This window comes from Azonexus sp., assembly GCF_041909095.1.
In the GTDB taxonomy this organism is placed as follows: domain Bacteria; phylum Pseudomonadota; class Gammaproteobacteria; order Burkholderiales; family Rhodocyclaceae; genus Azonexus.
This window is the reverse complement of the sequence record NZ_JAYREB010000010.1, coordinates 91621-115724: the sequence shown is the minus strand read 5'-3', so window position 1 is coordinate 115724 and position 24104 is coordinate 91621. Positions and strand designations below refer to the sequence as shown.

General features: G+C 65.7%; 31 protein-coding genes. 17 read left to right on the top strand and 14 right to left on the bottom strand.

The features are described from left to right. Positions 1-62 precede the first annotated feature (62 nt). Complete coding sequence (locus ACE3OV_RS16040) at positions 63-668, top strand: trimeric intracellular cation channel family protein (protein ID WP_374328482.1); 606 nt, start codon at positions 63-65, stop codon at positions 666-668. Between the two features lie 63 nt (positions 669-731). Continuing rightward, a complete protein-coding gene (locus tag ACE3OV_RS16035) occupies positions 732-1364 on the top strand; it encodes a response regulator (protein ID WP_374328481.1) in 633 nt (210 codons plus the stop codon). 4 nt (positions 1365-1368) lie between these two features. Here ACE3OV_RS16035 and ACE3OV_RS16030 read toward each other — a convergent pair whose 3' ends face one another. From ACE3OV_RS16030 to ACE3OV_RS16010, 5 genes are all read right to left on the bottom strand, one after another. After that, positions 1369-1770, bottom strand: a complete 402-nt coding sequence (locus ACE3OV_RS16030; protein WP_374328479.1) for an Hpt domain-containing protein — start codon at positions 1768-1770, stop codon at positions 1369-1371. Positions 1771-1856: 86 nt separating this feature from the next. Further along, positions 1857-2594: a uracil-DNA glycosylase family protein gene (locus ACE3OV_RS16025; RefSeq protein WP_374328478.1), complete on the bottom strand. Its 738-nt coding sequence runs from the start codon at positions 2592-2594 to the stop codon at positions 1857-1859. Then, the gene (gene rimI / locus ACE3OV_RS16020) at positions 2585-3019 is read right to left on the bottom strand and encodes a ribosomal protein S18-alanine N-acetyltransferase (protein ID WP_374328477.1); all 435 of its coding nucleotides are present in this window, start codon (positions 3017-3019) and stop codon (positions 2585-2587) included. Before rimI ends, ACE3OV_RS16025 begins: the two co-directional genes overlap by 10 nt. Positions 3020-3054: 35 nt before the next feature. Continuing rightward, positions 3055-3747, bottom strand: coding sequence for a tRNA (adenosine(37)-N6)-threonylcarbamoyltransferase complex dimerization subunit type 1 TsaB (tsaB, locus tag ACE3OV_RS16015; protein ID WP_374328476.1), 693 nt, complete (start codon positions 3745-3747; stop codon positions 3055-3057). A gap of 31 nt (positions 3748-3778) precedes the next feature. Next, a complete protein-coding gene (locus ACE3OV_RS16010; RefSeq protein WP_374328474.1) occupies positions 3779-4090 on the bottom strand; it encodes a hypothetical protein in 312 nt (103 codons plus the stop codon). Between the two features lie 151 nt (positions 4091-4241). Here ACE3OV_RS16010 and ompR point away from each other — a divergent pair, with 151 nt between their 5' ends. Then, entirely contained in the window at positions 4242-4970 is a 729-nt protein-coding gene (ompR, locus tag ACE3OV_RS16005) for a two-component system response regulator OmpR (protein WP_374328473.1), read from the top strand. Then, positions 4970-6268: an ATP-binding protein gene (locus ACE3OV_RS16000; RefSeq protein ID WP_374328472.1), complete on the top strand. Its 1299-nt coding sequence runs from the start codon at positions 4970-4972 to the stop codon at positions 6266-6268. Before ompR ends, ACE3OV_RS16000 begins: the two co-directional genes overlap by 1 nt. Before the next feature lie 46 nt (positions 6269-6314). On the opposite strand, the gene thpR is transcribed toward ACE3OV_RS16000, so the two are convergent. Genes thpR through ispD form a run of 3 tightly spaced genes read right to left on the bottom strand, consistent with a single transcriptional unit; the run spans position 6315 to position 8012 of the window. Beyond that, on the bottom strand, positions 6315-6863 hold the full coding sequence (gene thpR, locus ACE3OV_RS15995; protein WP_374328471.1) for an RNA 2',3'-cyclic phosphodiesterase: 549 nt from the start codon (positions 6861-6863) through the stop codon (positions 6315-6317). Beyond that, positions 6853-7335 (bottom strand): 2-C-methyl-D-erythritol 2,4-cyclodiphosphate synthase, encoded by a 483-nt coding sequence (ispF, locus tag ACE3OV_RS15990; RefSeq protein ID WP_374328469.1) that lies wholly within the window; start codon positions 7333-7335, stop codon positions 6853-6855. Before ispF ends, thpR begins: the two co-directional genes overlap by 11 nt. Further along, positions 7332-8012, bottom strand: a complete 681-nt coding sequence (ispD, locus tag ACE3OV_RS15985) for a 2-C-methyl-D-erythritol 4-phosphate cytidylyltransferase (RefSeq protein ID WP_374328468.1) — start codon at positions 8010-8012, stop codon at positions 7332-7334. The genes ispF and ispD overlap by 4 nt, the downstream gene beginning before the upstream one ends. A 41-nt stretch (positions 8013-8053) precedes the next feature. Between ispD and ACE3OV_RS15980 the strand changes: the two genes are divergently transcribed. From ACE3OV_RS15980 to ACE3OV_RS15960, 5 genes are read left to right on the top strand one after another with little or no spacing between them, the layout of a single operon-like run. Further along, complete coding sequence (locus ACE3OV_RS15980; RefSeq protein WP_374328467.1) at positions 8054-9310, top strand: MgtC/SapB family protein; 1257 nt, start codon at positions 8054-8056, stop codon at positions 9308-9310. Between the two features lie 7 nt (positions 9311-9317). Further along, positions 9318-10124 (top strand): AmmeMemoRadiSam system protein B, encoded by an 807-nt coding sequence (gene amrB, locus ACE3OV_RS15975; RefSeq protein ID WP_374328466.1) that lies wholly within the window; start codon positions 9318-9320, stop codon positions 10122-10124. Continuing rightward, positions 10117-10665 carry an AmmeMemoRadiSam system protein A gene (gene amrA / locus ACE3OV_RS15970; RefSeq protein ID WP_374328465.1) on the top strand — a complete coding sequence of 183 codons (549 nt, stop codon included), beginning with the start codon at positions 10117-10119 and terminating at the stop codon, positions 10663-10665. The genes amrB and amrA overlap by 8 nt, the downstream gene beginning before the upstream one ends. Beyond that, positions 10659-11753, top strand: coding sequence for an AmmeMemoRadiSam system radical SAM enzyme (gene amrS, locus ACE3OV_RS15965; RefSeq protein WP_374328464.1), 1095 nt, complete (start codon positions 10659-10661; stop codon positions 11751-11753). The genes amrA and amrS overlap by 7 nt, the downstream gene beginning before the upstream one ends. Further along, the gene (locus ACE3OV_RS15960) at positions 11750-12355 is read left to right on the top strand and encodes a hypothetical protein (RefSeq protein WP_374328463.1); all 606 of its coding nucleotides are present in this window, start codon (positions 11750-11752) and stop codon (positions 12353-12355) included. The genes amrS and ACE3OV_RS15960 overlap by 4 nt, the downstream gene beginning before the upstream one ends. Here the strand turns inward: ACE3OV_RS15960 and ACE3OV_RS15955 are convergent. Next, positions 12345-12521, bottom strand: a complete 177-nt coding sequence (locus tag ACE3OV_RS15955) for a hypothetical protein (RefSeq protein ID WP_374328462.1) — start codon at positions 12519-12521, stop codon at positions 12345-12347. The genes ACE3OV_RS15960 and ACE3OV_RS15955 overlap by 11 nt on opposite strands. A gap of 88 nt (positions 12522-12609) precedes the next feature. On the opposite strand from ACE3OV_RS15955, the gene ACE3OV_RS15950 reads away from it, so the two are divergent. From ACE3OV_RS15950 to ACE3OV_RS15940, 3 genes are read left to right on the top strand one after another with little or no spacing between them, the layout of a single operon-like run. Then, positions 12610-13377 carry a hypothetical protein gene (locus ACE3OV_RS15950; protein ID WP_374328461.1) on the top strand — a complete coding sequence of 256 codons (768 nt, stop codon included), beginning with the start codon at positions 12610-12612 and terminating at the stop codon, positions 13375-13377. A 54-nt stretch (positions 13378-13431) separates the two neighbouring features. Beyond that, positions 13432-16869, top strand: a complete 3438-nt coding sequence (gene mfd, locus ACE3OV_RS15945) for a transcription-repair coupling factor (protein ID WP_374328460.1) — start codon at positions 13432-13434, stop codon at positions 16867-16869. Then, entirely contained in the window at positions 16866-17939 is a 1074-nt protein-coding gene (locus ACE3OV_RS15940) for a 3-deoxy-7-phosphoheptulonate synthase (RefSeq protein WP_374328459.1), read from the top strand. The genes mfd and ACE3OV_RS15940 overlap by 4 nt, the downstream gene beginning before the upstream one ends. Positions 17940-17975: 36 nt before the next feature. Here the strand turns inward: ACE3OV_RS15940 and ACE3OV_RS15935 are convergent, their stop codons facing one another. Then, the gene (locus ACE3OV_RS15935) at positions 17976-18809 is read right to left on the bottom strand and encodes an alpha/beta fold hydrolase (protein WP_374328458.1); all 834 of its coding nucleotides are present in this window, start codon (positions 18807-18809) and stop codon (positions 17976-17978) included. A 78-nt stretch (positions 18810-18887) separates the two neighbouring features. On the opposite strand from ACE3OV_RS15935, the gene ACE3OV_RS15930 reads away from it, so the two are divergent. After that, positions 18888-19832: an MBL fold metallo-hydrolase gene (locus ACE3OV_RS15930; protein WP_374328457.1), complete on the top strand. Its 945-nt coding sequence runs from the start codon at positions 18888-18890 to the stop codon at positions 19830-19832. Between the two features lie 14 nt (positions 19833-19846). Here the strand turns inward: ACE3OV_RS15930 and ACE3OV_RS15925 are convergent, their stop codons facing one another. Together ACE3OV_RS15925 and ACE3OV_RS15920 are read right to left on the bottom strand one after the other, a co-directional pair. Next, positions 19847-20257, bottom strand: a complete 411-nt coding sequence (locus tag ACE3OV_RS15925; RefSeq protein ID WP_374328456.1) for a type II toxin-antitoxin system VapC family toxin — start codon at positions 20255-20257, stop codon at positions 19847-19849. Next, positions 20254-20511: a type II toxin-antitoxin system Phd/YefM family antitoxin gene (locus ACE3OV_RS15920; protein WP_374328525.1), complete on the bottom strand. Its 258-nt coding sequence runs from the start codon at positions 20509-20511 to the stop codon at positions 20254-20256. Before ACE3OV_RS15920 ends, ACE3OV_RS15925 begins: the two co-directional genes overlap by 4 nt. 101 nt (positions 20512-20612) lie before the next feature. Here ACE3OV_RS15920 and ACE3OV_RS15915 point away from each other — a divergent pair, with 101 nt between their 5' ends. The 4 genes from ACE3OV_RS15915 to serB all read left to right on the top strand — a co-directional run bounded on the left by ACE3OV_RS15915 (position 20613) and on the right by serB (position 22617). Continuing rightward, a complete protein-coding gene (locus ACE3OV_RS15915; RefSeq protein ID WP_374328455.1) occupies positions 20613-21140 on the top strand; it encodes an RBBP9/YdeN family alpha/beta hydrolase in 528 nt (175 codons plus the stop codon). 92 nt (positions 21141-21232) lie between these two features. After that, positions 21233-21457 carry an addiction module protein gene (locus ACE3OV_RS15910; protein ID WP_374328454.1) on the top strand — a complete coding sequence of 75 codons (225 nt, stop codon included), beginning with the start codon at positions 21233-21235 and terminating at the stop codon, positions 21455-21457. After that, positions 21458-21757: a type II toxin-antitoxin system RelE/ParE family toxin gene (locus tag ACE3OV_RS15905; protein ID WP_374328453.1), complete on the top strand. Its 300-nt coding sequence runs from the start codon at positions 21458-21460 to the stop codon at positions 21755-21757. Positions 21758-21774: 17 nt separating this feature from the next. Continuing rightward, positions 21775-22617: a phosphoserine phosphatase SerB gene (gene serB / locus ACE3OV_RS15900; RefSeq protein ID WP_374328452.1), complete on the top strand. Its 843-nt coding sequence runs from the start codon at positions 21775-21777 to the stop codon at positions 22615-22617. On the opposite strand, the gene ACE3OV_RS15895 is transcribed toward serB, so the two are convergent. Both ACE3OV_RS15895 and ACE3OV_RS15890 read right to left on the bottom strand, forming a co-directional pair. Further along, positions 22598-23845 carry a threonine/serine exporter family protein gene (locus ACE3OV_RS15895; RefSeq protein WP_374328451.1) on the bottom strand — a complete coding sequence of 416 codons (1248 nt, stop codon included), beginning with the start codon at positions 23843-23845 and terminating at the stop codon, positions 22598-22600. The two genes, serB and ACE3OV_RS15895, sit on opposite strands and share 20 nt — an antisense overlap. Next, positions 23832-24104, bottom strand: coding sequence for a hypothetical protein (locus ACE3OV_RS15890; RefSeq protein WP_374328450.1), 273 nt, complete (start codon positions 24102-24104; stop codon positions 23832-23834). The genes ACE3OV_RS15895 and ACE3OV_RS15890 overlap by 14 nt, the downstream gene beginning before the upstream one ends.

Genomic DNA, 24104 nt, shown 5'->3' with positions numbered 1-24104 from the left:
AAGGAAGGCAAACGCGAGGCCCAACGGGCGATGAAGGAAAAGTTGCGCTGAGCGCAACGCGCATGGACACCCTGCTCTACTGGGTCGGCATGGCAGCAGTTGCCGTCAACGCCCTGACCGGCGTACTCGATTCGGCACGCAAGCGGATGGACCTGATCGGCGCCCTGCTGGTCGCCGTCGCCACCGCGCTCGGCGGTGGTACGGTGCGCGACCTGCTGCTCGACCGCAACGTCTTCTGGGTAGTCGACCAGACCTATCTGATGGCCGCACTGGCTACCGCCATCCTCGCCTTCATCATCGTCCGCCATCGCCACCTGCCGGCCAATCTCTTCCTGATCCCGGACGCCATCGGCCTGGCGCTGTTCACCATCGTCGGCACCCAGGTCGCGTTGCAGTGGCATACCCCGTGGCTGGCGGCCAGCCTGATGGGCGTCATCACCGGCGTCGTCGGCGGCGTGTTGCGCGACATCCTGTGCAACGATGTTCCCAGCGTATTTCTCAAGGGCGAGCTGTATGCGACGGCTGCCTGGCTTGGCGCGCTGTCGTTGATCGCTTTGCAAACCCTGGGCATGGCGCCGGTAAGCGCGGCCTGGGTGGCGATGGGCATCGTCCTTCTATTGCGGCTGCTGGCCTTGCGTTTCCGGTGGACGCTACCGGCTCTCGGTTAAAATCGGCATACCACGTAAACCTGGCAACACAAAAGCAATGCTTTCGCATATGCTTTCCATGAAATGAAAAGCGTCCGTATCGTACTCGCCGATGATCAATTGCTGGTTCGCGCCGGCATCCGAGCCTTGCTTGAAACCCTCCCCGGTTATGCCGTTGTTGCCGAATGCGCCAACGGTGCCGAGGTTCCGGCGGCAATTGCCACGGAACAACCGGATGTCCTCTTGCTCGACATCGCCATGCCCGGCCCTTCGGGCATTGAAGTGGCAAAAACGCTGCGCGGGCACGACAACAGCTTGCGCATCCTCGTCCTGTCCAGCATCGAACGGCGGGAAATTGTCGAACAGGCGCTCAACGCTGGCGTCAACGGCTACCTGCTCAAGGACTTCCTGCTCGATGAGCTACAGGAAGCACTGATGACGGTACTGGCTGACAAGCCCTTCCTGTCGCCAAAGATTCGGGAGATCGTCCAGCCCCACACGGGATCGGACAGCGAGCGCGGCGAACGTCTGACGACACGCCAGATCGAAATCCTGCGCCTCGTCGCCGGCGGCCGGACAACCAAGGAAATCGCCCGCCAGCTCGAGATCAGCCCGAAGACCGTCGAATTTCACCGTGCCCGCCTGATGCAGCGCATCGGTGTCCATGATGTGACCGGCCTTACCCGCTTCGCAATCCAGAACGGCTTGATCTACTGAACGCTCAAGGCGTCACCGCGCCACTGCCTTCGCCAAGATAGTTCAGCAATTCGGCGCGAACCCGGGACAGCGAATCGCGCAAGCGTCCACTGCGCGACAGCCAATCGACCTGCACGCCATCACGCCGATGGCAATAAAGCATGTATTCCAGCTCACGAGCCAGTGCCACCGTCTGATGGGCGGAAAACAGCACACAACTGCTGCGGATGTCATGCGCCGCGTCCTGCATCGCCAGAATGTCGTGATCGGCGGCAGCTCGCTCAAGACGCGCCACCAACTGCGGATAGTTTTCCAGAAAAATGCGGATAAGTCGTTCTGCGGCAGCTCGATTGCGCCCCAGATTCACCAGCAGGTAATCCAGGTTGCACGCTTGCCCGTCTTTGTTCTCGTCGATTGCTTCCGACATGGACGAACACCTTCTTGTTCTTTGTGTTGTTCGTCATAGCTTAGAAACAAAGGGAGGATCGGGGAACCGGGTATTACCCTAGGGGATCAGGTATTCCCGCTGCGCAGCAGGCGCCGGGCGAACAAAAGATCCTCCCAGGCCTTGCCCTTGTCGAACTGATTACGCAACAAATACGCCGGATGATAGGTCACGGCGACCGGTATCCCGGCATATTCAAAACGCTTGCCGCGCATTGCCGCCAGTGCGCTATCATTACCGAGAATGGTGTGCGCAGCCGCCTTGCCGAGCAGCACGATGACCCGGGGTTTGAGCAGCACGATCTGCCGCTCCAGCCAGGGACGACAGGCCGCCATCTCGGCTGCTTCCGGAGTGCGATTGTTGGGCGGACGGCACTTGACGGCATTGGCGATATACACCTTGTTGCCGCGCGTCATGCCCAGCGCCTCCAGCATCGCGTCGAGCAACCTGCCGGCCTGGCCGACGAAGGGTTCGCCGCGCGCATCTTCCTCGGCGCCCGGGCCTTCGCCGATGAACAGCCAGTCAGGATTGCGGTCGCCGACCCCGGGTACGACCTGGCGGCGCTGCTTGCACAGTTCGCAGGCACGGCAATCAGCGATCCCCGCCAGCAAGGCAGGCCAGTCGAATTCGGCCACTGCACCAGGCGGAGCGATCGGCGCCGGCAGCACCGGCTGCGCTGGCGTTGCCGGCGCGACCGGGGCAGCCACCGCAACTGGTTCAGGCGTTTCCGAAGAAACCGGCTCACGCAGCATCCACAAGGGCGAAATCCCCATTTCGACCAGCATTTGTTCGCGGCTCAGCGGCATGCCGGCAACTCCTTCTCGAAAACCAGCGCATCCTCGCGCCCCTGGTGTGCCGGATAGTAATCCTTGCGCCGGCCGATCTCGTGGAAACCGAAATGCCGATACAGCGCCACGGCACGCGCATTGCCCGGGCGAACCTCGAGAAACATCCGGTGCGCGCCGTTCTTGGCGGCATTCGTCATCGCCTGGCGCAGCAGACGGGCACCGAAACCGTGGCCCTGATGTTGCGATGCGATACCGATGTTGAGCAGATGCGCTTCGTCGAGTACCTGCATGACCACTGAAAAGCCGATCACCTCGCCGCCGATGCTGGCGATCCAGGCACTGTATCCGGCATGCAGCGAGTCAGCGAAGTTGCCCCGCGTCCAGGGAAAATCCTGCAACGCAGCCTCGACTGCGGTGACCGCGTCGAGGTCGGCAACGGCCATCGGAAAAAACTCCAGCGGAAGTACCGCGACGCCGTTCACGCCCGACCGCCTTCGCGCAGGCGCTCGGCGACGGTTTTTGCCACCTTGTCGCGAATGTAGAGGGGCGCTGCCAGCGCCGGATCGATGCCGGCACCGGCTTGCAGACGGGGCGCCGCCAGACGCGCCACCCAAGCCGCCTGGGGCAGCGCGGTCGGCAGCAGCGCAAAGCCGGCGGACACCAAGCGTTCGGCCAACGCCGGATAGGCCGCCAGGGCATTGCCGCAAGCCAGCCAGCCAGCACCACTCTCCTGCCAGGCCAGTTCGGCAGGCGGAATGACGCGAATCTCGTCGATCAGAACAGGCGAAGCATCAGCATTCCGGTAGGCTGCCGCATAAACCTCACCCATGCGCGCATCGAGCAAGCTCAGCACCTGGCTGCCACCGCTGGCTGCCGCCATGCACTCCAGGCTGGTCACTGGCAGCAGCGGCAGATCGGCCGCCAGCGCCAGTCCCTGGGCAGCACCGCAGGCAACGCGCAAGCCGGTGAAAGCCCCCGGACCGACGCCGAAGGCGATGCCGTCGAGCGCATTGACCGTCGTTCCCGCCCGGGCAAGCAGTTCGCGCACCAGCGGCAACAGGGTTTCTGAGTGCGAGCGCCCATCCGGGCAAACGCTTTCGAGCAGGTCGCCGTCGCGCCACAGCGCGCAGCCACCGTGCTCGGTCGAAGTTTCAAGGGCCAGGATCTGCATGGGCCGACATTCTACCGGAGCCGGCCGGGGTTCAGTCGCGGCGATGTCTCCGCTCGTAGCGCCAGTCCCGATCCTGCCTTTCGTGCTGCTGGCGCATCTCGTCGCGCAAGCGCTGCCGCTCTTCCCGTGGCCACTCCTGCCAGCGCTGCCCGGGATCGTCGCGCTGCTGGCGCCGCTCGTAAGCATCCTGGCGCCAGTTCTCGCGCATCTGCCGACGCAACTCCCGGCGGTCGTCGGAAGGAAAATCATAGCGACGGTCGCCGGCAGCCGCTGGCCCTGCCGGCAGCAGCAGTAGCATGGCGAGAAGCGGAACGATCAGGCGGGCTTTCATCTTGCGCAGCATTTTATAGCGTTTTACAGACGCATCCATTGTCCGACTTGACGCCAGATGAAGGATGAATCGAGTTGTAATCGAATGTTTCCCGCGCCCGACGGAGATATCCTTTGTTACCATTTCCCGCACTGCCTGCCGGCGCAACCCTTATCCTTGCCGCATGAACGAAAACAACCAGCACATTCTCGTCGTCGATGACGACGCCCGCCTGCGTGACCTGCTGACCCGCTACCTCGGCGAACAGGGCTTCGTCGTCAAGGCGGTCGGCGACGCCCAGCAGATGGAAAAGACACGCAGCCGCGAGCACTACCACCTGATCGTCCTCGATCTCATGCTGCCCGGCGAGGACGGCCTGTCGATCTGCCGTCGCCTGCGCGGCCAGGGCGACCGGACGCCGATCATCATGCTCACCGCCAAGGGCGACGAGGTCGATCGCATCGTCGGCCTGGAAATGGGCGCCGACGACTACCTGCCCAAACCCTTCAATCCGCGCGAACTGCTCGCCCGCATCCACGCCGTGATGCGCCGCCAGGGCAACGTGCCGCCGGGGGCGCCGGAAGAAGCACCGGAAGCCGTCCGCTTCGGCAACATCGAGGTCGATTTCTCGGCTCGCACACTGAAGCGCGGTGACGAAATCCTGCCGCTGACCACTGGCGAATTCGCCGTCCTCAAGGTACTGCTGCAGCATCCGCGGCAGCCGCTGTCGCGCGACAAGCTGATGACCCTGGCCCGTGGCCGCGAACAGGGGCCGTTCGACCGTGCCATCGACGTCCAGGTGTCGCGCCTGCGCAAGCTGATCGAGAACGATCCCTCGCAACCGCGTTACCTGCAGACGGTCTGGGGCTTCGGCTACGTCTTCATGCCGGACGGCGCCGCCCGGGAAAGCTGATGCCGCGCTCGTTGCTGGCGCGCACCTTTTTCCTGCTCGCCTTGCTGGTACTGTCCAGCACCGCCGGCTGGCTGGCACTGTTCAGCCACATCGACGTCGAGCCGCGGGCTCGCGAATCGGCGGCGATGGCGACCTCGGCGGTCAACCTGATCCGCGCCTCGATCTTCGCCGCCGCGCCGGACAAACGGCCGCGCCTGTTCGCCGAGTTCGCCTCGACCGAAGGCATCCGCCTGCTCCCAGCCGAAGAGCAGGACCAACTGGTGCCGATGCCGGATTCGCGTTTCCACGAGTTGATGCGGGACACGATTGTCGCCCGCCTCGGCCCGACGACGCGGATTGCCGCCGAGGTCAATGGCGAACCCGGCTTCTGGGTCAGCTTCCGTTTCAATCCGAAGGACGAGGACGAGTTCTGGCTGGTCCTGCCGCGCGAACGGGTAACCCGGGATTTTGCGGCACGCTGGTTGAGTTGGGGCGCCTTGGCGGTGGCCTTGGCGCTGATGGTCGCCTGGCTGATTGCCTCGCGTCTGAGCCGGCCGCTGAAGGCACTGGCGCGCTCGGCACAGGCCGTCGGCCGCGGGCAGACGCCAACACCACTAGCGGAAGACGGGGCCGAGGAGCTGCGCGCGCTGGCCGCCGCCTTCAACACCATGGCCAGCGACCTCGCCCGCCACGAGAAGGATCGCTCGGAAGTGCTCGCCGGCATCTCGCACGACTTGCGCACACCGCTCACCCGTCTGCGCCTCGAGGCGGAACTGAGCGTCAGCGACGAAGCCGCGCGTCAGGGCATCGTCGCCGACATCGATCAGATGGAATCGGTGATTTCGCAGTTCATGGATTACGCCCGCGCCGAATCGGGCGAGGCGCCGGAGTTCACTGACCTCGCTGCGCTGCTGGCGGCGATCGGCGAACGTCAGGCGGCCATTGGCCGGCCGCTGGACGTCGACCTGGACGGCGTGAGCAGCGCCAAGATCCGCCCCAAGGCGGTCAGCCGGGCGGTGATCAACCTGATCGACAATGCCTGGAAATACGGCGGTGGGGCGGTCAGCCTGAGGGCCAACGCAATCGACGACGAAATCCGCATCGAAGTCGCCGACTGCGGTCCGGGCATCCCGGAAAGCGAACTGGAGCGCCTGAAGCGCCCGTTCACCCGGCTTGAGGTCGCGCGCACCGATGTCACCGGCACCGGCCTCGGCCTCGCCATCGTCGAGCGCATCGCCCGCCTGCACGGCGGGCGGCTGGAACTGCTGGCCAATCCGGCCGGCGGCCTGCTCGCCCGGCTGGTCCTGAAGTCCGCTTAGGGCCGAATGGTCGACTTGCCGAGGCGGCGCGTTGCGGACAAGATTTTCATGCGGCGTGCACCGGGAAAGGGTAGTGCTGGACGACACGATAACGCGATCCGCTCGCCGACAAGTGCGAACGAACCAGCACGAAGCCCTGACACCGCCATCCCTGCGGCGCTTCCAGCGTGCTGGCCGGCGGTGCCCGCATCGCCTTGCGCAGCAGCGTGAGATGCGGGAAAAATCCCGCGCTTCCGCGGTCGACCGGAAAACCCGCCGCCATCACCCGCGCGCGCAGCGTCGCCGCCAGTTCAAGGAGCCCGACCGGCGGTGCGCTGCAACCGGCCCAGACGATGCGGTTGTGCGGCCAGTAGCCGAGTCGATCCAACGTCAACTCGAATGACGGCAGCGCCAGCCCCTGTGCTGCGGCAGCAAGTTCGGGCAGGCGGGAGGCGTCAATTTCGCCGACGAAGGCCAGCGTCAAATGCACGGTATCGGTGCGCGTTGGCTTGCCACCGCAGAGTTGTGTCAATTGTCCGGCCAGCCCGGCGAGGTCGTCAGCCAGCGCAGCCGGCGGCCACAAAGCGAAGAAAACGCGGGCAGTTTCAGTCGCCACGGACGACGAGGACTACTGCCTGCGCTTCGATCGCCTCCTCGCGACCGAGGTAGCCGAGCTTCTCGTTGGTCTTGCCCTTGAGGTTGACGCAATCGACGCCGATACCGAGGTCGGCGGCGATATTGGCGACCATCGCCGGCGCGTGCGGCGCCAGCTTGGGTTTCTGGGCAATCAGCGTGGCGTCGACGTTGACCGGTTTCCAGCCTTTCTCAGCGAGCAGCGCGACGGCGGCGCGCAGCAGGACGCGACTATCGGCACCGGCATAGCGCGGATCGGTATCCGGGAAATGGCGGCCGATGTCGCCGAGCGCTGCGGCGCCGAGCAGCGCATCGGTGATCGCATGGAGCAGCGCGTCAGCGTCTGAATGACCGAGCAGCCCGGTCGGATGTTCGATCTCGACGCCGCCCAGAATCAGCTTGCGCCCCGCGACCAGTTTGTGCACGTCGTAGCCCTGCCCGACCCGGATGTTCATTTGCGTCCTCTCAGGATCATCGCGGCCAGCGCCAGGTCGGCCGGAAAAGTGACTTTCAGGTTGGTCGAATCGCCGCGCACCAGTTTCGGCTTCAAACCCAGCGCTTCGATGGCACCGGCTTCGTCGGTGACCGCATTGTGCTTGGCCAGCGCCTCGACCAGCCGACCATAGCGGAACATCTGCGGCGTCTGCGCCTGCCACAGGCCGTCACGCGGCTCGGTGGCGGCGACGCGTTGGTCGGCATCGGCGCGTTTCAGCGTGTCAGCGACCGGCACTGCGAGGATGCCACCGACCGGGTCGTCGGCCAATTCATCGCACAGTGCGTCGAGCATCTGCCGACTGAGGCAGGGACGCGCCGCGTCGTGGACCAGGATCCAGTCGTCGTCGGCTGCCAGCGCGGCCTTGAGGCCGTTGCCGACGCTTTCGGCACGGGTGGCGCCGCCACAGCGCACGGTTTCCAGCTTGGGCCCGAGTTCCGACCAGTCGTGGCGCGGCCACCACGGGTCGTCCGGCGCCAGCACCACCCAGACGCGCTCGATCGCGGGATGCGCGGTCAAGGCCGCCAGGGTGTGGAAAATCAGCGGCCGGCCGAGCAGGTCGAGGTACTGTTTCGGCTTCTCGGCGCCGAAGCGCGCGCCGCTGCCGGCAGCGGGAACGATTGCGTAATGTCTGGGCATGGCTTAATTTTAACGAAGAACAAGGAAAAGAGAGGCAAGCCATGAGTTTCGTCGTTCCCGAACTGGCCGCACCGGTCGAGGCATTCGCCACCGCGCTCGGCATCGGCCTGCTCATCGGCATGGAGCGCGAACGGCGACCGGACTCCGCCGCCGGCCTGCGTACCTTCTCGCTGGTCGCCATGCTCGGCTGCCTGTTCGCCATGCTCGGCGAGAAAAGCGGAGGACCATGGCTATTGGCCGTCGGCCTCGTTGTCGTCGCGGCATCGATGGTCGCCTCCAACTTCTCGTCGCAACAGGAGGAGCAATACCGCGGCTTCACCTCGGAAGCGGCGATCATCATCACCTACGGACTCGGTGCCGCGGTCTGGCTGGGTTACGCGACGCTGGCGGTGATGCTGGCGATCACGACGACGGTCCTGCTCTACTTCAAGGCCGAACTGAAACAGCTCAGCGAACGGACGACGCCGAAAGATCTCAATTCCATCCTGCAGTTCGCCGTGCTCTCGCTGGTCATCCTGCCCATCCTGCCGAACGCCAGCTTCGGCCCCTACGCAGCGATCAACCCGCGCCAAGTGTGGTGGATGGTGGTGCTGATCTCCGGCCTGGCGCTCGCCGGCTACCTCGCCCTGCGCATCATCGGTGCCCGCCACGGCGCCGCGGTACTCGGCATCTTCGGCGGCCTGGCGTCGTCGACGGCGACGACCATGATGTTCTCCCGCCACGCCGCCGAACACGGTCACCTGGTTCGCATGTCGGCGATCGTCATCCTGATCGCCAACGTCATGGTCATGATCCGCCTCGGCATCATCGCCAGCATCGTCGCGCCCGGCCTGATCGGGCCGGTTGCCACCGTTTTCGCCTGCGGCATCGTCCCCGGCGTGATCATGGCGCTGTACGGCTGGAAGATCCTCAACGAGGCCGGCGAGCTGCCGATGCCGGAAGTGAAGAACCCGACCGAACTGAAGACCGCCGTCTCCTTCGGCCTCCTCTACGCCGTCGTCCTGCTCGCCGCCGCCTGGCTGCAGGACATCGCCGGCAACAGCGGCCTCTACATCGTCGCGCTGGTTTCCGGCCTGACCGACGCCGACGCCAGCGTGCTGTCCACGCTGCGCATGTTCAACCTGGAACGCGTGCTCGGCGCTGACGCGGTGATCGCCGTGACGTTGGCGCTGGTCGCCAACCTGGTGTTCAAGATCGGTCTGGTGGTCAGCATCGGCGGCCGTACATTGGCCCGTCACGCCTTGCCCGGCCTGCTGGCAATCGGCGCCGGCATGGGCGTCGGCCTGTTGCTGGTGTGAAGGAGGAATGATGAACGCGATCCGCCCGCCGGCCGTCGCCGGCATGTTCTACCCGGCGTCGCCGGCCAGCCTTCGTATCGATGTCGACCGCCTGCTCGCCGCGGCGCCGGCAAGCACCATGACGCAACAGCCGAAGGCGCTGATCGTGCCGCACGCCGGCTACGTCTATTCGGGGCCGACCGCTGCCCGCGCCTACGCGACGCTGGCACCGTGGCGGGCGACGATCCGCCGCGTCGTGCTGCTCGGGCCGACGCACCGGGTGCCGGTACGCGGTCTGGCGCTGCCGGCCAGCGAAGCCTTCGCCACGCCGCTTGGCGAGGTGCGCGTCGATGCCACCGCCCGCGCCGCGCTCGCCGGTCTGCCGCAGGTCGTCGTCAGTGAAACGGCACACGCTCAGGAACACTCGCTGGAAGTCCACCTACCCTTCCTGCAACGCACTCTCGACGATTTCAGCCTGCTGCCGCTGGCGGTCGGCCAGGCCACGCCGCAAGCCGTCGCCGAAGTGCTGGAACGCCTGTGGGGCGGTCCGGAGACGCTTCTCGTCATCAGCTCCGATCTGTCGCATTTCCTGCCCTACGCGACAGCGCAGCAGGTCGACGACGAGACCAGCCGCCACATCCTCGAGCTGGCGACCGATATAGACCCGCACCAGGCCTGCGGCGCCTTCCCGCTCAATGGCCTGCTGCTCGCTGCGAAACGTCACGGACTGCAACCCAGCCTGCTCGATCTCTGCAACTCCGGCGACACCGCCGGCGACCGCCAGCGTGTCGTCGGCTATGCTGCCTTCGCCTTCCACGAGGCCGACCATGGATGAACTCGGCAACGCCCTGCTCCGCCACGCCCGCGCCGCCATCGCCGAAGCGCTCGGCGAAGCGGCGCCCGCCGCCCCCGACCTGGCTGGACTGCACGACCCCGGCGCGACCTTCGTCACCCTGACCCAGGGTGGCGAACTGTGCGGCTGCATCGGCAGCCTCGAAGCGCACCGGCCATTGCTCGACGACGTGCGCGCCAACGCCCGCGCCGCCGCCCTGCGCGATCCGCGCTTTCCGCCCTTGATGGCCAGCGAACTGCAGCGCACCCGCGTCGAGGTCTCGCTGCTGACACCGGCCGAACCGCTGCCGGTCGGATCGGAAGCCGACGCCTGCCGTCAGTTGCGCCCCGGCGTCGATGGCGTCATCCTCAGCGCCGGCGGCCGGCGCGCCACTTTCCTGCCGCAGGTCTGGGAACAACTGCCGGCGCCAGCCGATTTCCTCGCCCGCCTGCGCCAGAAGGCCGGGCTGCCGGCGAACTACTGGGGGCCGGACGTCCGCCTGGCGCGCTACGCGGTGCGCAAATGGAAGGAAGACCCATGCTGATCCCCGAATCGGCGCATCCTGGCCGCTGGTGGCACGCCTTGCCGGACGGTCGCCTGCAGTGCGATCTCTGCCCGCGCGACTGCCAGCTGCACGAAGGCCAGCGCGGCGCCTGCTTCGTCCGCCGCATGGTCGATGGACAGATGCGGCTGACCACTTACGGGCGCTCGTCCGGCTTCTGCATCGACCCGATCGAGAAGAAACCGCTCAACCATTTCTACCCGGGCAGCAGCATCCTGTCCTTCGGCACCGCCGGCTGCAACCTCGCCTGCAAGTTCTGCCAGAATTGGGACATCTCGCGCTCCAAGGACATGGACCGCCTGATGGACGCCGCGTCCCCCGCCGCGATTGCCGACGCGGCACGCCGCCACGGCGCCGACGCGGTGGCCTACACCTACAACGACCCGGTAATCTTCGCTGAATACGCGATCGACACCGCGCTGGCCTGCCGCGCCGCCGGCGTGCGCAACGTTGCCGTCACCGCCGGCTACATTCATCCGGCCCCGGCGCGCGAGTTCTTCGCCGTGATGGACGCCGCCAACGTCGACCTCAAGGCCTTCACCGACGACTTCTACCGCAGCCTGTGCGGCGGCCGGCTGCAGCCGGTGCTCGACACGCTGGCGCTGATCCGCCATGAAACCGATTGCTGGCTGGAAATCACCACCCTGCTGATCCCGGGCAAAAACGACGGCGACGGCGAAATCGACGCGCTGGCGAAATGGGTTCACGCTGAACTCGGCGCCGACGTGCCGCTGCATTTCACCGCCTTCCATCCCGACTGGAAACTCGACCAGTTGCCACCGACGCCGGCCGCAACGCTCACCCGCGCCCGCCGGATCGCCCGCGACGCCGGCCTGAAACACGTTTATACCGGCAACGTGCACGACAGCGACGGCGGCACCACCTTCTGCGCGCACTGCCAGGCACCGCTGATCGTCCGCGACTGGTACGAGATCCGCCGCTACGCGCTTGACGAAAATGGCGCCTGCCCGCACTGCGGCAGCGCGCTGGCCGGCCGCTTCGGCCCGGCGCTCGGCGATCACGGCAAAGCCTTCGGCGCCCGCCGCGTGCCGGTGCGGATCGCCGCATGAGACGCGACCTTCTGCTCGATACGCCGAGCGGCCGCCTGCACGGTCAACTGGCGCTGCCGGACAAACCGAAAGGCCTGGTGCTGCTGCCCCGCCCGCACCGGGTCGAGGTCGACGATGCCGTCGGTACGACCTTCCAGCAGAACGGCTATGCCGTGCTGGCGATGGAATTGCTGAGCGCTCGCGAGATGCAGTTTGCCGACGCGACGCAGGATGTCGCCCGCCTGACCCGGCGCCTCACCGACATCCTCGACCTGATCCGCGACGACGGCGACATGGAGCGCCTGCCCTGCGCCATCCACGCCCGGGACGAATTGGTGCCGGCTGCCGTCCGCGTCGCCGCCCAACGCGACCGCCAGGTGCTGGCGCTCTGCGTCTGCGACGGATTGATCGACCGGGCCGGCGTGCAGGCGCTCGAATTGCTGACGGCGCCGCTGCTGATGCTGTTTTTGGCGGCGGAAGAAAATTCGTCGCAAGCCTGGCAACGGGCGCTCAAGTATCTGTCCTGTCCGCTCGAAGCACGGCGCCTGACGGCCGACGACAATCCCGCCGTACCGGCGGTGCAATGGTTCGCACAGCGCCTGCCGGGCGCCGCTACTTCTTGAGCTGTTTCTTGTACTCGGCGAACTTGGTCGCCCATTCGACAAAGGATATTTCTTCCAGGCTGATCTGGCGACGTTCCCCGTTGCGGCGTTCAACCCCGTATTTCGGAGTGCCATGCGGATTGTTGCGGCGTTCGCGGCCGGCACGTTTTTCGTCAAAGATGGTCATGGGATTGAAACAAAAATGCAAATGGTCTGAACGCGATAGCGCGATCATATAATGCAGCCCTCAACTTGCGCATCCCCCTTAAGGTCTCATGTTCCGCAAATTCCGCATCCTGATCCTGCTCCTCGCCCTGGCCACAGTTGCCCTCGCCGCCTGGCGCGCGGAAAGCCGGCTGACTTCCTGGGAGCACACCGTCCATGTCGCGCTCTATCCGCTGGCCGCCGACAATTCGCCGCAGACCGCGGACTACCTGAAGAATCTGGACAACGACAGTTTCGCAGAAATCGGCCAGTGGATCGATCAGGAAATGCTGCGCCACGGCAAACGCGTGCTGCAGCCGGTCGTCGTCCGCGTCGCCCCGGCGCAGCAGGCCTTGCCACCGCTGCCGCCAACCGGTGGCAGTGCCCTCGACAACATGCTGTGGAGCCTCAAGCTGCGCTGGTGGGCGACGCAGCATGACGACATCGCCGGACCGCCGCCGCAGATCCGCCTTTTCGTCCTCTATCACGATCCGAAAAACAACGAGCGGCTCGATCACTCGGTCGGTCTCAGCAAGGGCCAGCTCGGGCTGATCCACGCCTACGCCCACCCTCGCCAGCAGCGCCAGAACGCCGTCGTCATCGCTCACGAAATGCTGCACACCTTCGGCGCCACCGACAAGTACGACCTGCGCAGCCTGCAGCCGCTCTTCCCCGATGGCTACGCCGAACCGCAACGGCAACCGCTGCTGCCGCAACGCCAGGCCGAAATCATGGGCGGCCGCATCCCGCTGACCCAGGATCAGGCCGAAATGCCGGCCAGCCTGCGCCACACGATGATCGGCCCACTGACCGCGCGCGAGATCGGCCTGACGCGGTAGGGGGTGGGCGCGCCAGCGGCTATAATTCCAGCCCCGTCGTTTCACCCTGCCGCCGTGTCCGCTGCCCCCTCCCTGATTCAGCTTCCCAGCCTGCCCAAACCTGGGCAACGCGTCGATCTCGCACCACTCGCCGGCTCGGCCGACGCCCTGACCCTGGCCGGACTGGCCGCCGCCCACCCCGGCCGGACGCTGGCTGTGGTCACCGCCAGTGCCGCCGACGCGCAGCGCCTGCTGGAAGAAATCCCCTGGTTCGCGCCGCAGCTCAAGGTGCGCCTGCTACCGGACTGGGAAACCCTGCCCTACGACCATTTCTCGCCGCACCAGGACCTCGTCTCCGAACGCCTGGCGACGCTGTGGGCGGCGTTGCAGGGCGAGGTGCAGATTCTGCTGGTACCGGCGGCGACCGCCGTCAACCGGCTGGCGCCGCCGGAATTCATGGCCGCCTACACCTTTGAATTCAGGAAGGGCCAGACGCTCGACGCCGACAAGTTCCGCGCCCAGGTGACGCTGGCCGGCTACGCCAACGTCACCCAGGTGGTGTCGCCCGGCGAATACTCGATCCGCGGCGGCCTCATCGACCTCTTCCCGATGGGCTCGCAACTGCCCTACCGGCTCGACCTGTTCGACGACGAGGTCGAGAGCATCAAGACCTTCGACGTCGACACCCAGCGCACCGTCTACCCGGTACCGGAAGTCCGCCTGCTGCCGGCGCGCGAATTTCCGCTCGACGACAAGGGCCGTACCCATTTCCGCCAGGCCTTCCGCGAGCGTTTCGAGGGCGACCCGGCCAAGTCCGGGATCTACAAGGACATCTCGACCGGCATCGCCAGCGCCGGCATCGAGTACTACCTGCCGCTCTTCTTCGACGAGACGGCGACGCTGTTCGACTACCTGCCCAAGGACGCACTCCTGGTCAGCCATGGCGACGCGCCGGCCGCGATCACCGCCTTCTGGAACGACACCCGCTCGCGCTACAAGCTGCTGCAGGGCGACAAGGCGCGGCCGCTGCTGGCACCGGAAGAGCTGTTCCTGACCGACGAAGCCTTTTTCACGGCGGCAAAATCTTACGGTCGACTGGCCCTGGAAGGAAAAAACGCCGGCGCCGGAAAATTGCCCAACGTCGCCGTCGACCGGCGCGGCGACGATCCGCTCGCCGCCCTGAAGAACCATCTCGCCAGCTATCCCGGCCGCGTGCTGCTGCTCGCCGAAACCGCTGGCCGCCGCGAGACGCTGGCCGCGATGTTCGCCGAATATGGCCTCAGGCCCGCCGCCTGCGCCGACTTTGCCGCCTTCGCCGCCGGCAGCGAACGGCTGGCGCTGACCGTCAGCCCGCTGCAGCAGGGCTTTGCCCTCGACCAGGTCGCCTTCGTCAGCGAAACCGAACTGTTTGCCGGCAGCCCACGCCGCACCCGGCGTGAAGCGGCGCGCAAGGCGAGCTTCGACAACTGGCTCAAGGACCTCACCGAACTCAAGGTCGGCGACCCGGTGGTCCATGAAAGCCACGGCATCGGCCGCTATCGCGGCCTGGTGCGCATGGACCTCGGCCTCGGCGAGCAGGAATTCCTCGAACTGCACTATGCCAACGACGCCAAGCTCTTCGTGCCGGTGGCGCAACTGCACGTGATTTCGCGCTATTCCGGCGCCGAGCCGGACGCCGCACCGCTGCACACGCTCGGTTCCGGCCAATGGGAAAAAGCCAAGCGCAAGGCCGCCGAACAGGCGCGCGACACCGCCGCCGAGCTGCTCGCGCTGTACGCCGCGCGCGCAGCCCGTCAGGGCCACGCCTTCGACTTCTCGGAAAACGACTACGAGGCTTTCGCCGACGGCTTCGGCTTCGAGGAAACCGCCGACCAGGCGCAGGCCATCGCCGCCGTCATCGCCGACATGAAGTCGGGCAAGCCGATGGACCGGCTGGTCTGCGGCGACGTCGGCTTCGGCAAGACCGAGGTCGCCTTGCGCGCCGCCTTCTGCGCGGTGGCTGGCGGCAAGCAGGTGGCCGTGCTCTGCCCGACGACGCTGCTCTGCGAACAGCATTACCAGACTTTCGTCGACCGCTTCGCCGACTGGCCGGTCAAGGTCGCCGAAATCTCCCGCTTCAAGACCGCCAAGGAAACCGCGCAGGCGCTGCAGGACCTGGCCGAGGGCAAGATCGACATCATCATCGGCACGCACAAGCTGATCGGCAAGGACGTGAAATTCAATCGCCTCGGTCTGGTCATCATCGACGAGGAACACCGCTTCGGCGTGCGCCAGAAGGAAACGCTGAAGGCGATGCGCGCCGAGGTCGACGTGCTGACCCTGACCGCGACGCCGATCCCGCGCACGCTGGCGCTGTCGATGGAAGGCCTGCGCGACTTCTCGGTGATCGCCACCGCGCCGCAAAAGCGCCTGGCGATCAAGACCTTCGTCAGCAAGTTCTCCGACGGCATCATCCGCGAAGCGGTGCTGCGTGAATTGAAGCGCGGCGGCCAGGTGTACTTCCTGCACAACGAGGTCGACACCATCGAGAACATGCGTGAAAAGCTCGAAAAACTGGTGCCGGAAGCGCGCATCGTCATCGGCCATGGCCAGATGAACGAACGCGAGCTGGAAAAGGTGATGCGCGACTTCACCGGCCAGCGCGCCAACCTCCTCTTGTGCACGACAATCATCGAAACCGGCATCGACAACCCGCACGCCAACACCATCCTGATCAACCGTTCGGAGAAATTCGGCCTCGCCCAGCTCCACCAGTTGCGCGGCCGGGTCGGTCGTTCGCACCACCAGGCCTACGCCTACCTGCTGGTACAGGACGAAAAGGCGATGACCAAGCAGGCGAAGCAGCGCCTCGAAGCGATCCAGATGATGGAGGAACTCGGTTCCGGCTTCTTCCTGGCCATGCACGATCTGGAAATCCGCGGTGCCGGCGAGGTGCTCGGCGACAACCAGTCGGGCGAGATGCAGGAAGTCGGTTTCACCATGTTCAGCGAGATGCTCAACCGCGCCGTCGCCCACCTGAAGCAGGGCAAGGTGCTGGAAACCGCCGACCTGACGCAGCCGATCGGCGTCAGCGGCGAAATCAACCTGCGCACCCCGGCGCTGCTGCCCGACGCCTACTGCCCCGACGTGCACGAGCGGCTGACGCTATACAAACGCCTGGCCAACTGCGAAGCCGACGACGACATCGATGCCCTGCAGGAAGAACTGGTCGACCGTTTCGGCGAACTGCCGCTGCAGGCGCAGGCGCTGGTCGCCACGCACCGGCTGCGCCTGCTGGTCAAGCCGCTGCTGGTGCAGAAGCTCGACGCCGGCAACGACCAGGTGACGATCCAGTTCGCGCCGGAATTCTCGAAGAATCCGCCTATCGAGCCGATCAGGATCATCAATTTGATCCAGAAGAACCGCAGCTATAAGCTGGCCGGACAGGATAAGATTTCACTTTTGCGCCACTGCCCGGCCTTGCAGGACAAGGTTACGGCGGTGAAAGACATGATACGCGAGCTGACCAAATGACCCAGATTCTAGAAAACATCAACGTTTCCGCCTTCGATCCGATGCCGAGCCCGGCGGAAATCCACCAGAAACTGCCGCTCTCGGCCAAGGCCGAAGCCACCGTCAGCGAAGGTCGCGACCTGCTGCGCAACATCCTCGACCGCAAGGATCACCGCCTGTTCGTCGTCGTCGGCCCCTGTTCGATCCACGACCCGGTCGCCGGTCTCGACTACGCCCGCCGCCTGAAGGCGCTCGCTGACGAAGTCGGCGACACGCTGCAGATCATCATGCGCGTCTATTTCGAAAAGCCGCGCACCACCGTCGGCTGGAAGGGCTACATCAACGACCCGTTCATGGACGACTCCTTCCAGGTCGACGTCGGCATGCAGAAGGCCCGCGACTTCCTGCTTCAGGTCAATGAACTCGGCCTGCCCGCCGGCACCGAAGCGCTCGACCCCTACGGCCCGCAGTACTACGGCGACCTGATCACGTGGACCGCCATCGGCGCCCGCACCACCGAATCGCAGACGCACCGCGAGATGTCGTCCGGCCTGTCCACGCCGGTCGGCTTCAAGAACGCGACCAGCGGCGACCTCACCGTGGCGACCAACGCCATCCTCTCCGCCTCGCGCCCGCACTCCTTCCTCGGTCTGAACAACGAAGGCCACGTATCCATCGTCCGCACCACCGGCAACCCGCACGGCCACGTCGTGCTGCGCGGCGGCGACAGCGGCCCGAACTACGACACCGTCTCGGTCGCCGTCGCCGAAGCGGCGATGGTCAAGGCCAAGCTGCCGACCAACATCGTCGTCGACTGCTCGCACGCCAACAGCTCGAAAAAGCCGGAACTGCAGCCGCTGGTCATGGCCGACGTGGTCAACCAGATCCGCGCCGGCAACAAGTCCATCCTCGGCGTGATGATCGAATCCAACATCGAAGCCGGCAACCAGCCGATCCCTGCCGACCTCACCCAGCTCAAGTACGGCTGCTCGGTCACCGACGGCTGCGTCGGCTGGGAAGCTACCGAGAAGATGCTGCGCGACGCCGCCGTGCTGCTGCGCGACGTGCTGCCGGAGCGCATCGCCGACTGATCCGGCGAACTGCCGCCATCGCCCGGCGATGAGAAATCACTCGCCGTCGATGAATTCCAGCAACTCGCGGACGAAGCGTTCGCGTTGCCACTGGTGCGGCGAATGGTCGCTGCCTTCGTAGATGTTGAGGATGGCGTTGGGGATGGTGTCGGCGACGTAACGCGCCGTTTCGCCGCCGTAGAAATTGCTCTGCCCACCATAGACGAGGAGCGTGGGCAATGGAATCCGCGCCAGCACGTCGCGGTAGTCGGCGGCGGTCAGGCTTTGCCAGCAGTGAATCAGCGGTTCCGGATTCTGGCCGCGCAAGGCCTGGCGCAAGCGTTCCCAGCCGCTGGCGTTCTCTTCGTATTTCTGCCGGGCGCGCTGGTTTAGGCCGAGCGCCGTCAGCTTCAGGACACCTTCGGCAAAATCCTCGCGCAGCCAGTCGATCAACTGCCGGTTGCGGTCAGCACCGAAATTGCCATAGATGCCATGGTCCCAGTCGTCGTCGGTGAGCAGCCTGGGCGATTGGTCGATCAGGCACAGCTTGCCGAGGCCATGCGTACCGTGGTCGCGCAGGTATTGCCACAGCGTCAGGGCGCCCATCGAATGGCCGACCGCCGTCGCGTTGGCGATCTTGTAGTGGTCGATCAGGTTCTTCAGGTCGCGGGCCATCCGCTCGACCGTCGCCGAACCGGGATGGGCCAGCGCATGCCCGCCGTGGCCGCGGGCGTCCCAGCGATAAACCCGGTGCCGGGCGGCAAGCGCGGCAAGAAATGGCGTCCATTCCTGGTGGCTCGACGTCCAGCCGTGCAGCAGGATCAGCGGCGAGCCTTCGCCGGAGACGTGAAGATGGATGTTTTCGCCGTCGTCGGCGGGGAAATGCGTCATCGGAGTGGGCGCGGAAACTCGGAGGCCCGCCAGTATAATCGGGGCCCCCAATACTAAAAAAGCCAACGAGGAGAACCCATGTTTGACTGGCGCGATTACAAGAACGGCATCTACGCTTTCGATGCAGGCTATGTGCGACCGATCCTGGCGGCGATTCACCTGCTGGTCGACGACGGGCGGGTCGCCCTGATCGACACCGGGAGCAACGATTCGCTGCCCAACGTCCTGGCGGCGCTCGAAAAACTCGGCCTGGGCCGCGACGCCGTCGATTACATCATCCTGACCCACATCCACCTCGACCACGCCGGCGGCGCCGGCACGCTCATGCGTGAACTGCCGAACGCCAGGCTGGTGGTGCATCCGCGCGGTTCCCGCCACATGGCCGAGCCGTCCAAGCTGGTCGCCGGCGTCACCGCCGTCTATGGCCAGGACTATGTCGATCAGGTCTATGGCGAAATCCTGCCGATCGCAGCCGAACGGATCATCGACGCCCACGAAGGGCTGACCTTGCAACTCGGCGGCCGGGAACTGCTCTGCATCGACACGCCGGGCCACGCCAAGCATCACATCTGCATCGTCGACCGCAAGACCAACAGCATTTTCACCGGTGACATGTTCGGCCTGTCGTACCGCGAATTCGACGTCGACGGCCGCCAGTTCATCCTGCCGACCACCTCGCCGACGCAGTTCGACCCCGTCGAAATGCATGCCTCGATCAACCGCCTGATGAGCTTCACCCCGACGGCGATGTACCTGACCCACTACGCGCAGGTGTACGACGTGACGACGCAGGCCGCGGCCTTGCGCCAGCGCCTCGACAGCCACGTGGCGATTGCCGAAGCCCACGCCAACGCCGGTGCCGGACGGCATGCGGCAATCAAGCAGGGCATCACCGACGCACTGCTGGCCGACTTGCGGACACATGGCTGCAGCTTGCCGGAAGCAGACATCATCGACGTCCTGGCGACCGACCTCGAACTGAATGCGCAAGGGCTGGCTTACTGGCTGGATCATCGGCTGTAGCCGCACTGCCACAACTAAGCAAAGGGGTTGAACACCTCAACGCCAAAGACATTGAAATCCACCACATTTCTTGTCGCCACCGTCAGCCCGTGTACTTTCGCCGTCGCGGCGATCATCGCGTCTTCGTAAAGCGTATCGGACTTTCCGTGCATCAATTTCGCCCAGGCCCTGAAAACCGTCGCATCCATCGGCAGGACGTTGTAGGCACCCGCCACCAGTTCCAGCCAGGCCTCGATTTCCTTGGCCTTGTCCGGGTCTTGTTCCCGCGTTATCTCGATGCCGGCCTGAATCTCGCCCAGAGTCACGGCGGACAGGTAGAGCTGGGCGTCGTCCAGCGATTCCAACCAGGCCAGCACGCCACCATGCGGGCGCGGCCTGCGCAGTTCGGAAACCACGTTCGTATCCAGCAGGTAGATCGCCGTCACGGCATTTGCTCGACGGTGCGGCGCTTTGCCAGCCCGCGCGCCGGGACGATCAGGTCGGCGCGAGCCTGCTCGGAGAGCAGCAACTGCTTCAGGGAGGGACGTGCCGCCGTCTGCAGACGCCGCCATTCCCGGACCGGCACCAGCACTGCCGTTTCGGCGCCTCTTCGCGTTACCATCTGGGGGCCTTCCTGCAGGCAGGCATCCAGAAACTCGCTGAAGCGCGCTTTCGCATCCTGAACTGGCCATGTATGCATAGCAACCTCGCCAAAACTAGTCATCTGCCTAGTCTGCAGGCATCAACAACGACTGTCAAACCAATTTCAACGCACCACTACCTCTGCAAGTCTTGATCCCCATGCCTACCCTCCTCACCTTCCCAGGCATCGGCAACTCCGGCCCCGAGCACTGGCAGTCGTGCTGGGAGCGAGCCAACCCGGACTTCGTGCGCATCGCGCAGCGCGACTGGGACAACCCTGTATGCAGCGAATGGACCTCGGTGCTGGAAAGCACGGTGCTTCGCCTCGGCCCGTCGGTGGTCGTGGTCGCCCACAGCCTGGGCTGCCTAGCCGTGGCGCACTGGGCGACGCTGCCGCATGCGCCGATCCGGGCGGCTTTGCTGGTGGCAGTGCCCGATCCCGACAGCGCGGCTTTTCCGGTCGAAGCAAGCGGTTTCTCGCCGCTCCCGATGCAGCCGTTCTCCTTCCCCAGCATCGTCGTCGCCAGCAGCGACGACCCCTACAGCTCGCCCGAACATGCGGCGGTCTGCGCTGCGGCATGGGGGAGTCGCCTGGTCGAAATCAGCGCCGCCGGCCACATCAACGCCGCCAGCAATCTCGGCGACTGGCCGGCGGGCATGGCACTGTTGCAACAACTGTGCGCCTGAACGATCATGGTCGGCAATGTGTAATTCATGTCAGTGCTCATCCACTCGCTCGCCTCACCCAATGGCGGCTTGACAGCACCAGGAGCCCCCCAATGACCCATACCGAACTCGCCGCCATGCCTGTTGCCGAGAGAATCCGCCTGATGGAGACGCTCTGGGAGAGTCTGGATTCCGAAGATGCTGTGACCGCTGCAGTGCCTGACTGGCATCGTGAAGTTCTTGCCGTGCGTGGCGATTTGCTGGACCGGAACGAGGAAGCTTCATCGACGCTGGAAGAAGCGAAGCAAAGGATCCGCAATCTGGTTGGCAAAAGGTAAGTGGAAATTCGTCTGACGCGTTCTGCCGAACGCGACCTGCTCGACGGGCATGCCTTTTACGAGCGACAAGCGCCCGGCGTCGGCACCTATTTTCTCGACAGCCTGTTTTCCGATATCGACGCCCTCGTCCTTTACGGCGGCATTCACCCCAAACCGGACGGGCGCTTTCACCGTACCCTGGCAAAGCGCTTTCCCTATGCCATCTACTACGAGATGGCGACCAATTCGATCACGGTAGTTGCCATTCTGGACTGCCGGCAAAAACCCTCCAGAATTCACCAAAAGCTACTGCAACGATGACTTCCCAAGCCTCAACCATGAACTTGATTATCCAGGGCGGCGCCCTGCCCACTTTCCTGCTCGACCGCATTCTGGGCGCCACCGGCGCCGCGGCTGCCGAACCGCTACCGCCGCAGGTGGTGCGCCTGCGCGAGGCGCGGCGGACACCCGAGTTCGATGCGCTGATTCCGCTGATCGAGGCGGAAAGGCTCGACTGGGCCTTCGTCGAGGCCGGGCGCAAGCTGTCCGATTTCGGCCTGATCTGCTTCGACATGGATTCGACGCTGATCACCATCGAGTGCATCGACGAGCTGGCCGATTTCGCCGGCAAGAAGGCCGAGGTGTCGGAAGTGACCGAGGCGGCGATGCGCGGCGAGATCGATTACCGCGAGAGCCTGCGCCGCCGCCTGGCGCTGATGGGCGGGCTCGACGCCCGCATGCTGGCGCGCGTCTTCGGCGAGCGCCTGCTGCTTTCCGACGGCGCCCGCGAACTGCTCGAAGGCGTGCAGAACGCCGGCCTGCGCACCGCCATCCTGTCCGGCGGCTTCACCTACTTCACCGAGCGGCTGCGCATCGAACTCGGTTTCGACTTCGCCACCTCGAACGAGCTGGAAATTTCCGGCGGCAAACTGACCGGCCGGGTCGTCGGCGACATTGTCGATGCCGCCGCCAAGGCCTACCATCTCGGCCGCCTGCGCGACGAACTGGGCTTGCGCCGCGATCAGGTGATCGCCGTCGGCGACGGCGCCAACGACCTGCTGATGATGGCCGAATCCGGCCTCTCGGTGGCTTTCCACGCCAAGCCGGCAACGCGCGCCAAGGCCGACGTGGCGATCAATTTCGGCGGGCTGAACGCGCTGCTCAACCTGTTCGAGGACTGACCTCGCGCTTGCGCTGCAACAGCGGCGGCGCCAGGTTGTCGGCAAGGAGCAGGCCGACCGCCAGCACGGCACCGGTGAGCAGCATTTCGGTGATCAGGGAAATGCCGGCGGCACTGTCCTGCGCCAGCAGTGCATGTACGCCGCGAAACCCCATGCTGCCGGGCACCAGGGTGATCAACCCGGGGCTCTGCACGAGCAGCGACGGCCGCCCGCTCAGTGCGTGGTAGAGGTGGCCGCCGACGCCGAGCGCGAAGGCGCCGCAGAATGCGCCGACGACATAGCCCATCGCCGCGCCCGCCAGCGAATATGCGGCCCAGGCGAGCAGGCAGCCGCCGGCCGAAACCAGCACCGTGGACCACGGCGCCTGCAGCACCGCCAGTAGCGAAACGCCGAGCACCGCCACCGTCGGCCAGATGGCCCAGGCCGGCAGCGGCGTAACGACGCCCTGCGCCGCCACCGGGTAGAGCGTCTGGGCGATCTGGGTGCCGATCGCCAGGCCGGCGCCCATCAGGAAGAGTTGCAGGAAGGCGCCGGTCAGGCGGCCGCTGCCGGCCAGATAGTTCTGCGTCGCCAGTTCCGACATGGCGACGGTAAGCATGAAGCCGGGCAACATGAAAACGACGCCGGCGACCGCCGAAACGAAGGGATTCTGCTGCGGGAAGAACCAGGCCAGCGCCTGCGCCAGCAAGGCCGCCAGCGTGCACAGGATCACCGGCACCGCCGGGCCGAGTCTGGGGAAACGCGCGCAAACCAGCACGCCGGCGACGAAGGCAGCACCGACCGCGCCGCCGCACAGCATTTCCATCCAGCCGCCGCGCAGCAGTAGCGCGACGCTGGCCGACAGCAGGCTGCCCAAAATGACGAAAGGCAGGCCGGACCACGGCACCGGCAAGGCCATGGTCGCCGCCAGGCGCTGCTCGTAGTCGGCGAGCCGCGCGCTGCCGTCGATTTCGCCGCACAGCGCTTCCAGCTCGATGAGGCGGGCCATGTTGTAGTCGTAGGGCGGCAGGCGCAGCAATTCGACCCGCCGTTGGCCGTCGCTGTCGACCAGAGTCAGCGCCAGGAAGGTGAGCACGGCGAAGCCCTCAACCTCGACGCCAAGCCGGGCACCGACCGCCTTCAGGCGGCGTTCCAGTTCCTGCGCCGGCGCACCACTGACGTGCAGCGCCCGACCGAGATCGCGCAGGAAGCGGCCGAGGCTGGCAAGCTCGTCTTCAGTCATCGCCATCGGCGGTTTTCCGGCGCGCCAGTTGGCGGGCGAAAGCCTCGTCGCTCTTGGTCACGCGGCGCACCGGCTGCGGGCCGGTGGCATCGACCAGGCGGACGAAATCGTCGAGCGGCAGCGCGTCCGAAACGTCGCTGTCCTGGCCGTCGATGCGTTCGCGCAGACGGAACAAGCCGTTGCCGGTCATCACCATCAGGTAGTGCCGCCCTTCGCTGCGCCGGTTGAGGCGGGCGACGGCGGCGGTGGCGCGGGTCGAGCGCAT

Coding starts and splice junctions, on each gene's coding strand:
- ACE3OV_RS16040 (WP_374328482.1), top strand. CDS start 63: ATGGACACCCTGCTCTACTGGGTCGGCATGGCAGCAGTTGCCGTCAAC.
- ACE3OV_RS16035 (WP_374328481.1), top strand. CDS start 732: ATGAAAAGCGTCCGTATCGTACTCGCCGATGATCAATTGCTGGTTCGC.
- ACE3OV_RS16030 (WP_374328479.1), bottom strand. CDS start 1,770: ATGTCGGAAGCAATCGACGAGAACAAAGACGGGCAAGCGTGCAACCTG.
- ACE3OV_RS16025 (WP_374328478.1), bottom strand. CDS start 2,594: ATGCCGCTGAGCCGCGAACAAATGCTGGTCGAAATGGGGATTTCGCCC.
- rimI (WP_374328477.1), bottom strand. CDS start 3,019: ATGGCCGTTGCCGACCTCGACGCGGTCACCGCAGTCGAGGCTGCGTTG.
- tsaB (WP_374328476.1), bottom strand. CDS start 3,747: ATGCAGATCCTGGCCCTTGAAACTTCGACCGAGCACGGTGGCTGCGCG.
- ACE3OV_RS16010 (WP_374328474.1), bottom strand. CDS start 4,090: ATGCTGCGCAAGATGAAAGCCCGCCTGATCGTTCCGCTTCTCGCCATG.
- ompR (WP_374328473.1), top strand. CDS start 4,242: ATGAACGAAAACAACCAGCACATTCTCGTCGTCGATGACGACGCCCGC.
- ACE3OV_RS16000 (WP_374328472.1), top strand. CDS start 4,970: ATGCCGCGCTCGTTGCTGGCGCGCACCTTTTTCCTGCTCGCCTTGCTG.
- ispF (WP_374328469.1), bottom strand. CDS start 7,335: ATGAACATCCGGGTCGGGCAGGGCTACGACGTGCACAAACTGGTCGCG.
- ispD (WP_374328468.1), bottom strand. CDS start 8,012: ATGCCCAGACATTACGCAATCGTTCCCGCTGCCGGCAGCGGCGCGCGC.
- ACE3OV_RS15980 (WP_374328467.1), top strand. CDS start 8,054: ATGAGTTTCGTCGTTCCCGAACTGGCCGCACCGGTCGAGGCATTCGCC.
- amrB (WP_374328466.1), top strand. CDS start 9,318: ATGATGAACGCGATCCGCCCGCCGGCCGTCGCCGGCATGTTCTACCCG.
- amrA (WP_374328465.1), top strand. CDS start 10,117: ATGGATGAACTCGGCAACGCCCTGCTCCGCCACGCCCGCGCCGCCATC.
- amrS (WP_374328464.1), top strand. CDS start 10,659: ATGCTGATCCCCGAATCGGCGCATCCTGGCCGCTGGTGGCACGCCTTG.
- ACE3OV_RS15960 (WP_374328463.1), top strand. CDS start 11,750: ATGAGACGCGACCTTCTGCTCGATACGCCGAGCGGCCGCCTGCACGGT.
- ACE3OV_RS15955 (WP_374328462.1), bottom strand. CDS start 12,521: ATGACCATCTTTGACGAAAAACGTGCCGGCCGCGAACGCCGCAACAAT.
- ACE3OV_RS15950 (WP_374328461.1), top strand. CDS start 12,610: ATGTTCCGCAAATTCCGCATCCTGATCCTGCTCCTCGCCCTGGCCACA.
- ACE3OV_RS15940 (WP_374328459.1), top strand. CDS start 16,866: ATGACCCAGATTCTAGAAAACATCAACGTTTCCGCCTTCGATCCGATG.
- ACE3OV_RS15935 (WP_374328458.1), bottom strand. CDS start 18,809: ATGACGCATTTCCCCGCCGACGACGGCGAAAACATCCATCTTCACGTC.
- ACE3OV_RS15930 (WP_374328457.1), top strand. CDS start 18,888: ATGTTTGACTGGCGCGATTACAAGAACGGCATCTACGCTTTCGATGCA.
- ACE3OV_RS15920 (WP_374328525.1), bottom strand. CDS start 20,511: ATGCATACATGGCCAGTTCAGGATGCGAAAGCGCGCTTCAGCGAGTTT.
- ACE3OV_RS15915 (WP_374328455.1), top strand. CDS start 20,613: ATGCCTACCCTCCTCACCTTCCCAGGCATCGGCAACTCCGGCCCCGAG.
- ACE3OV_RS15910 (WP_374328454.1), top strand. CDS start 21,233: ATGACCCATACCGAACTCGCCGCCATGCCTGTTGCCGAGAGAATCCGC.
- serB (WP_374328452.1), top strand. CDS start 21,775: ATGAACTTGATTATCCAGGGCGGCGCCCTGCCCACTTTCCTGCTCGAC.
- ACE3OV_RS15895 (WP_374328451.1), bottom strand. CDS start 23,845: ATGGCGATGACTGAAGACGAGCTTGCCAGCCTCGGCCGCTTCCTGCGC.
- ACE3OV_RS15890 (WP_374328450.1), bottom strand. CDS start 24,104: ATGCGCTCGACCCGCGCCACCGCCGCCGTCGCCCGCCTCAACCGGCGC.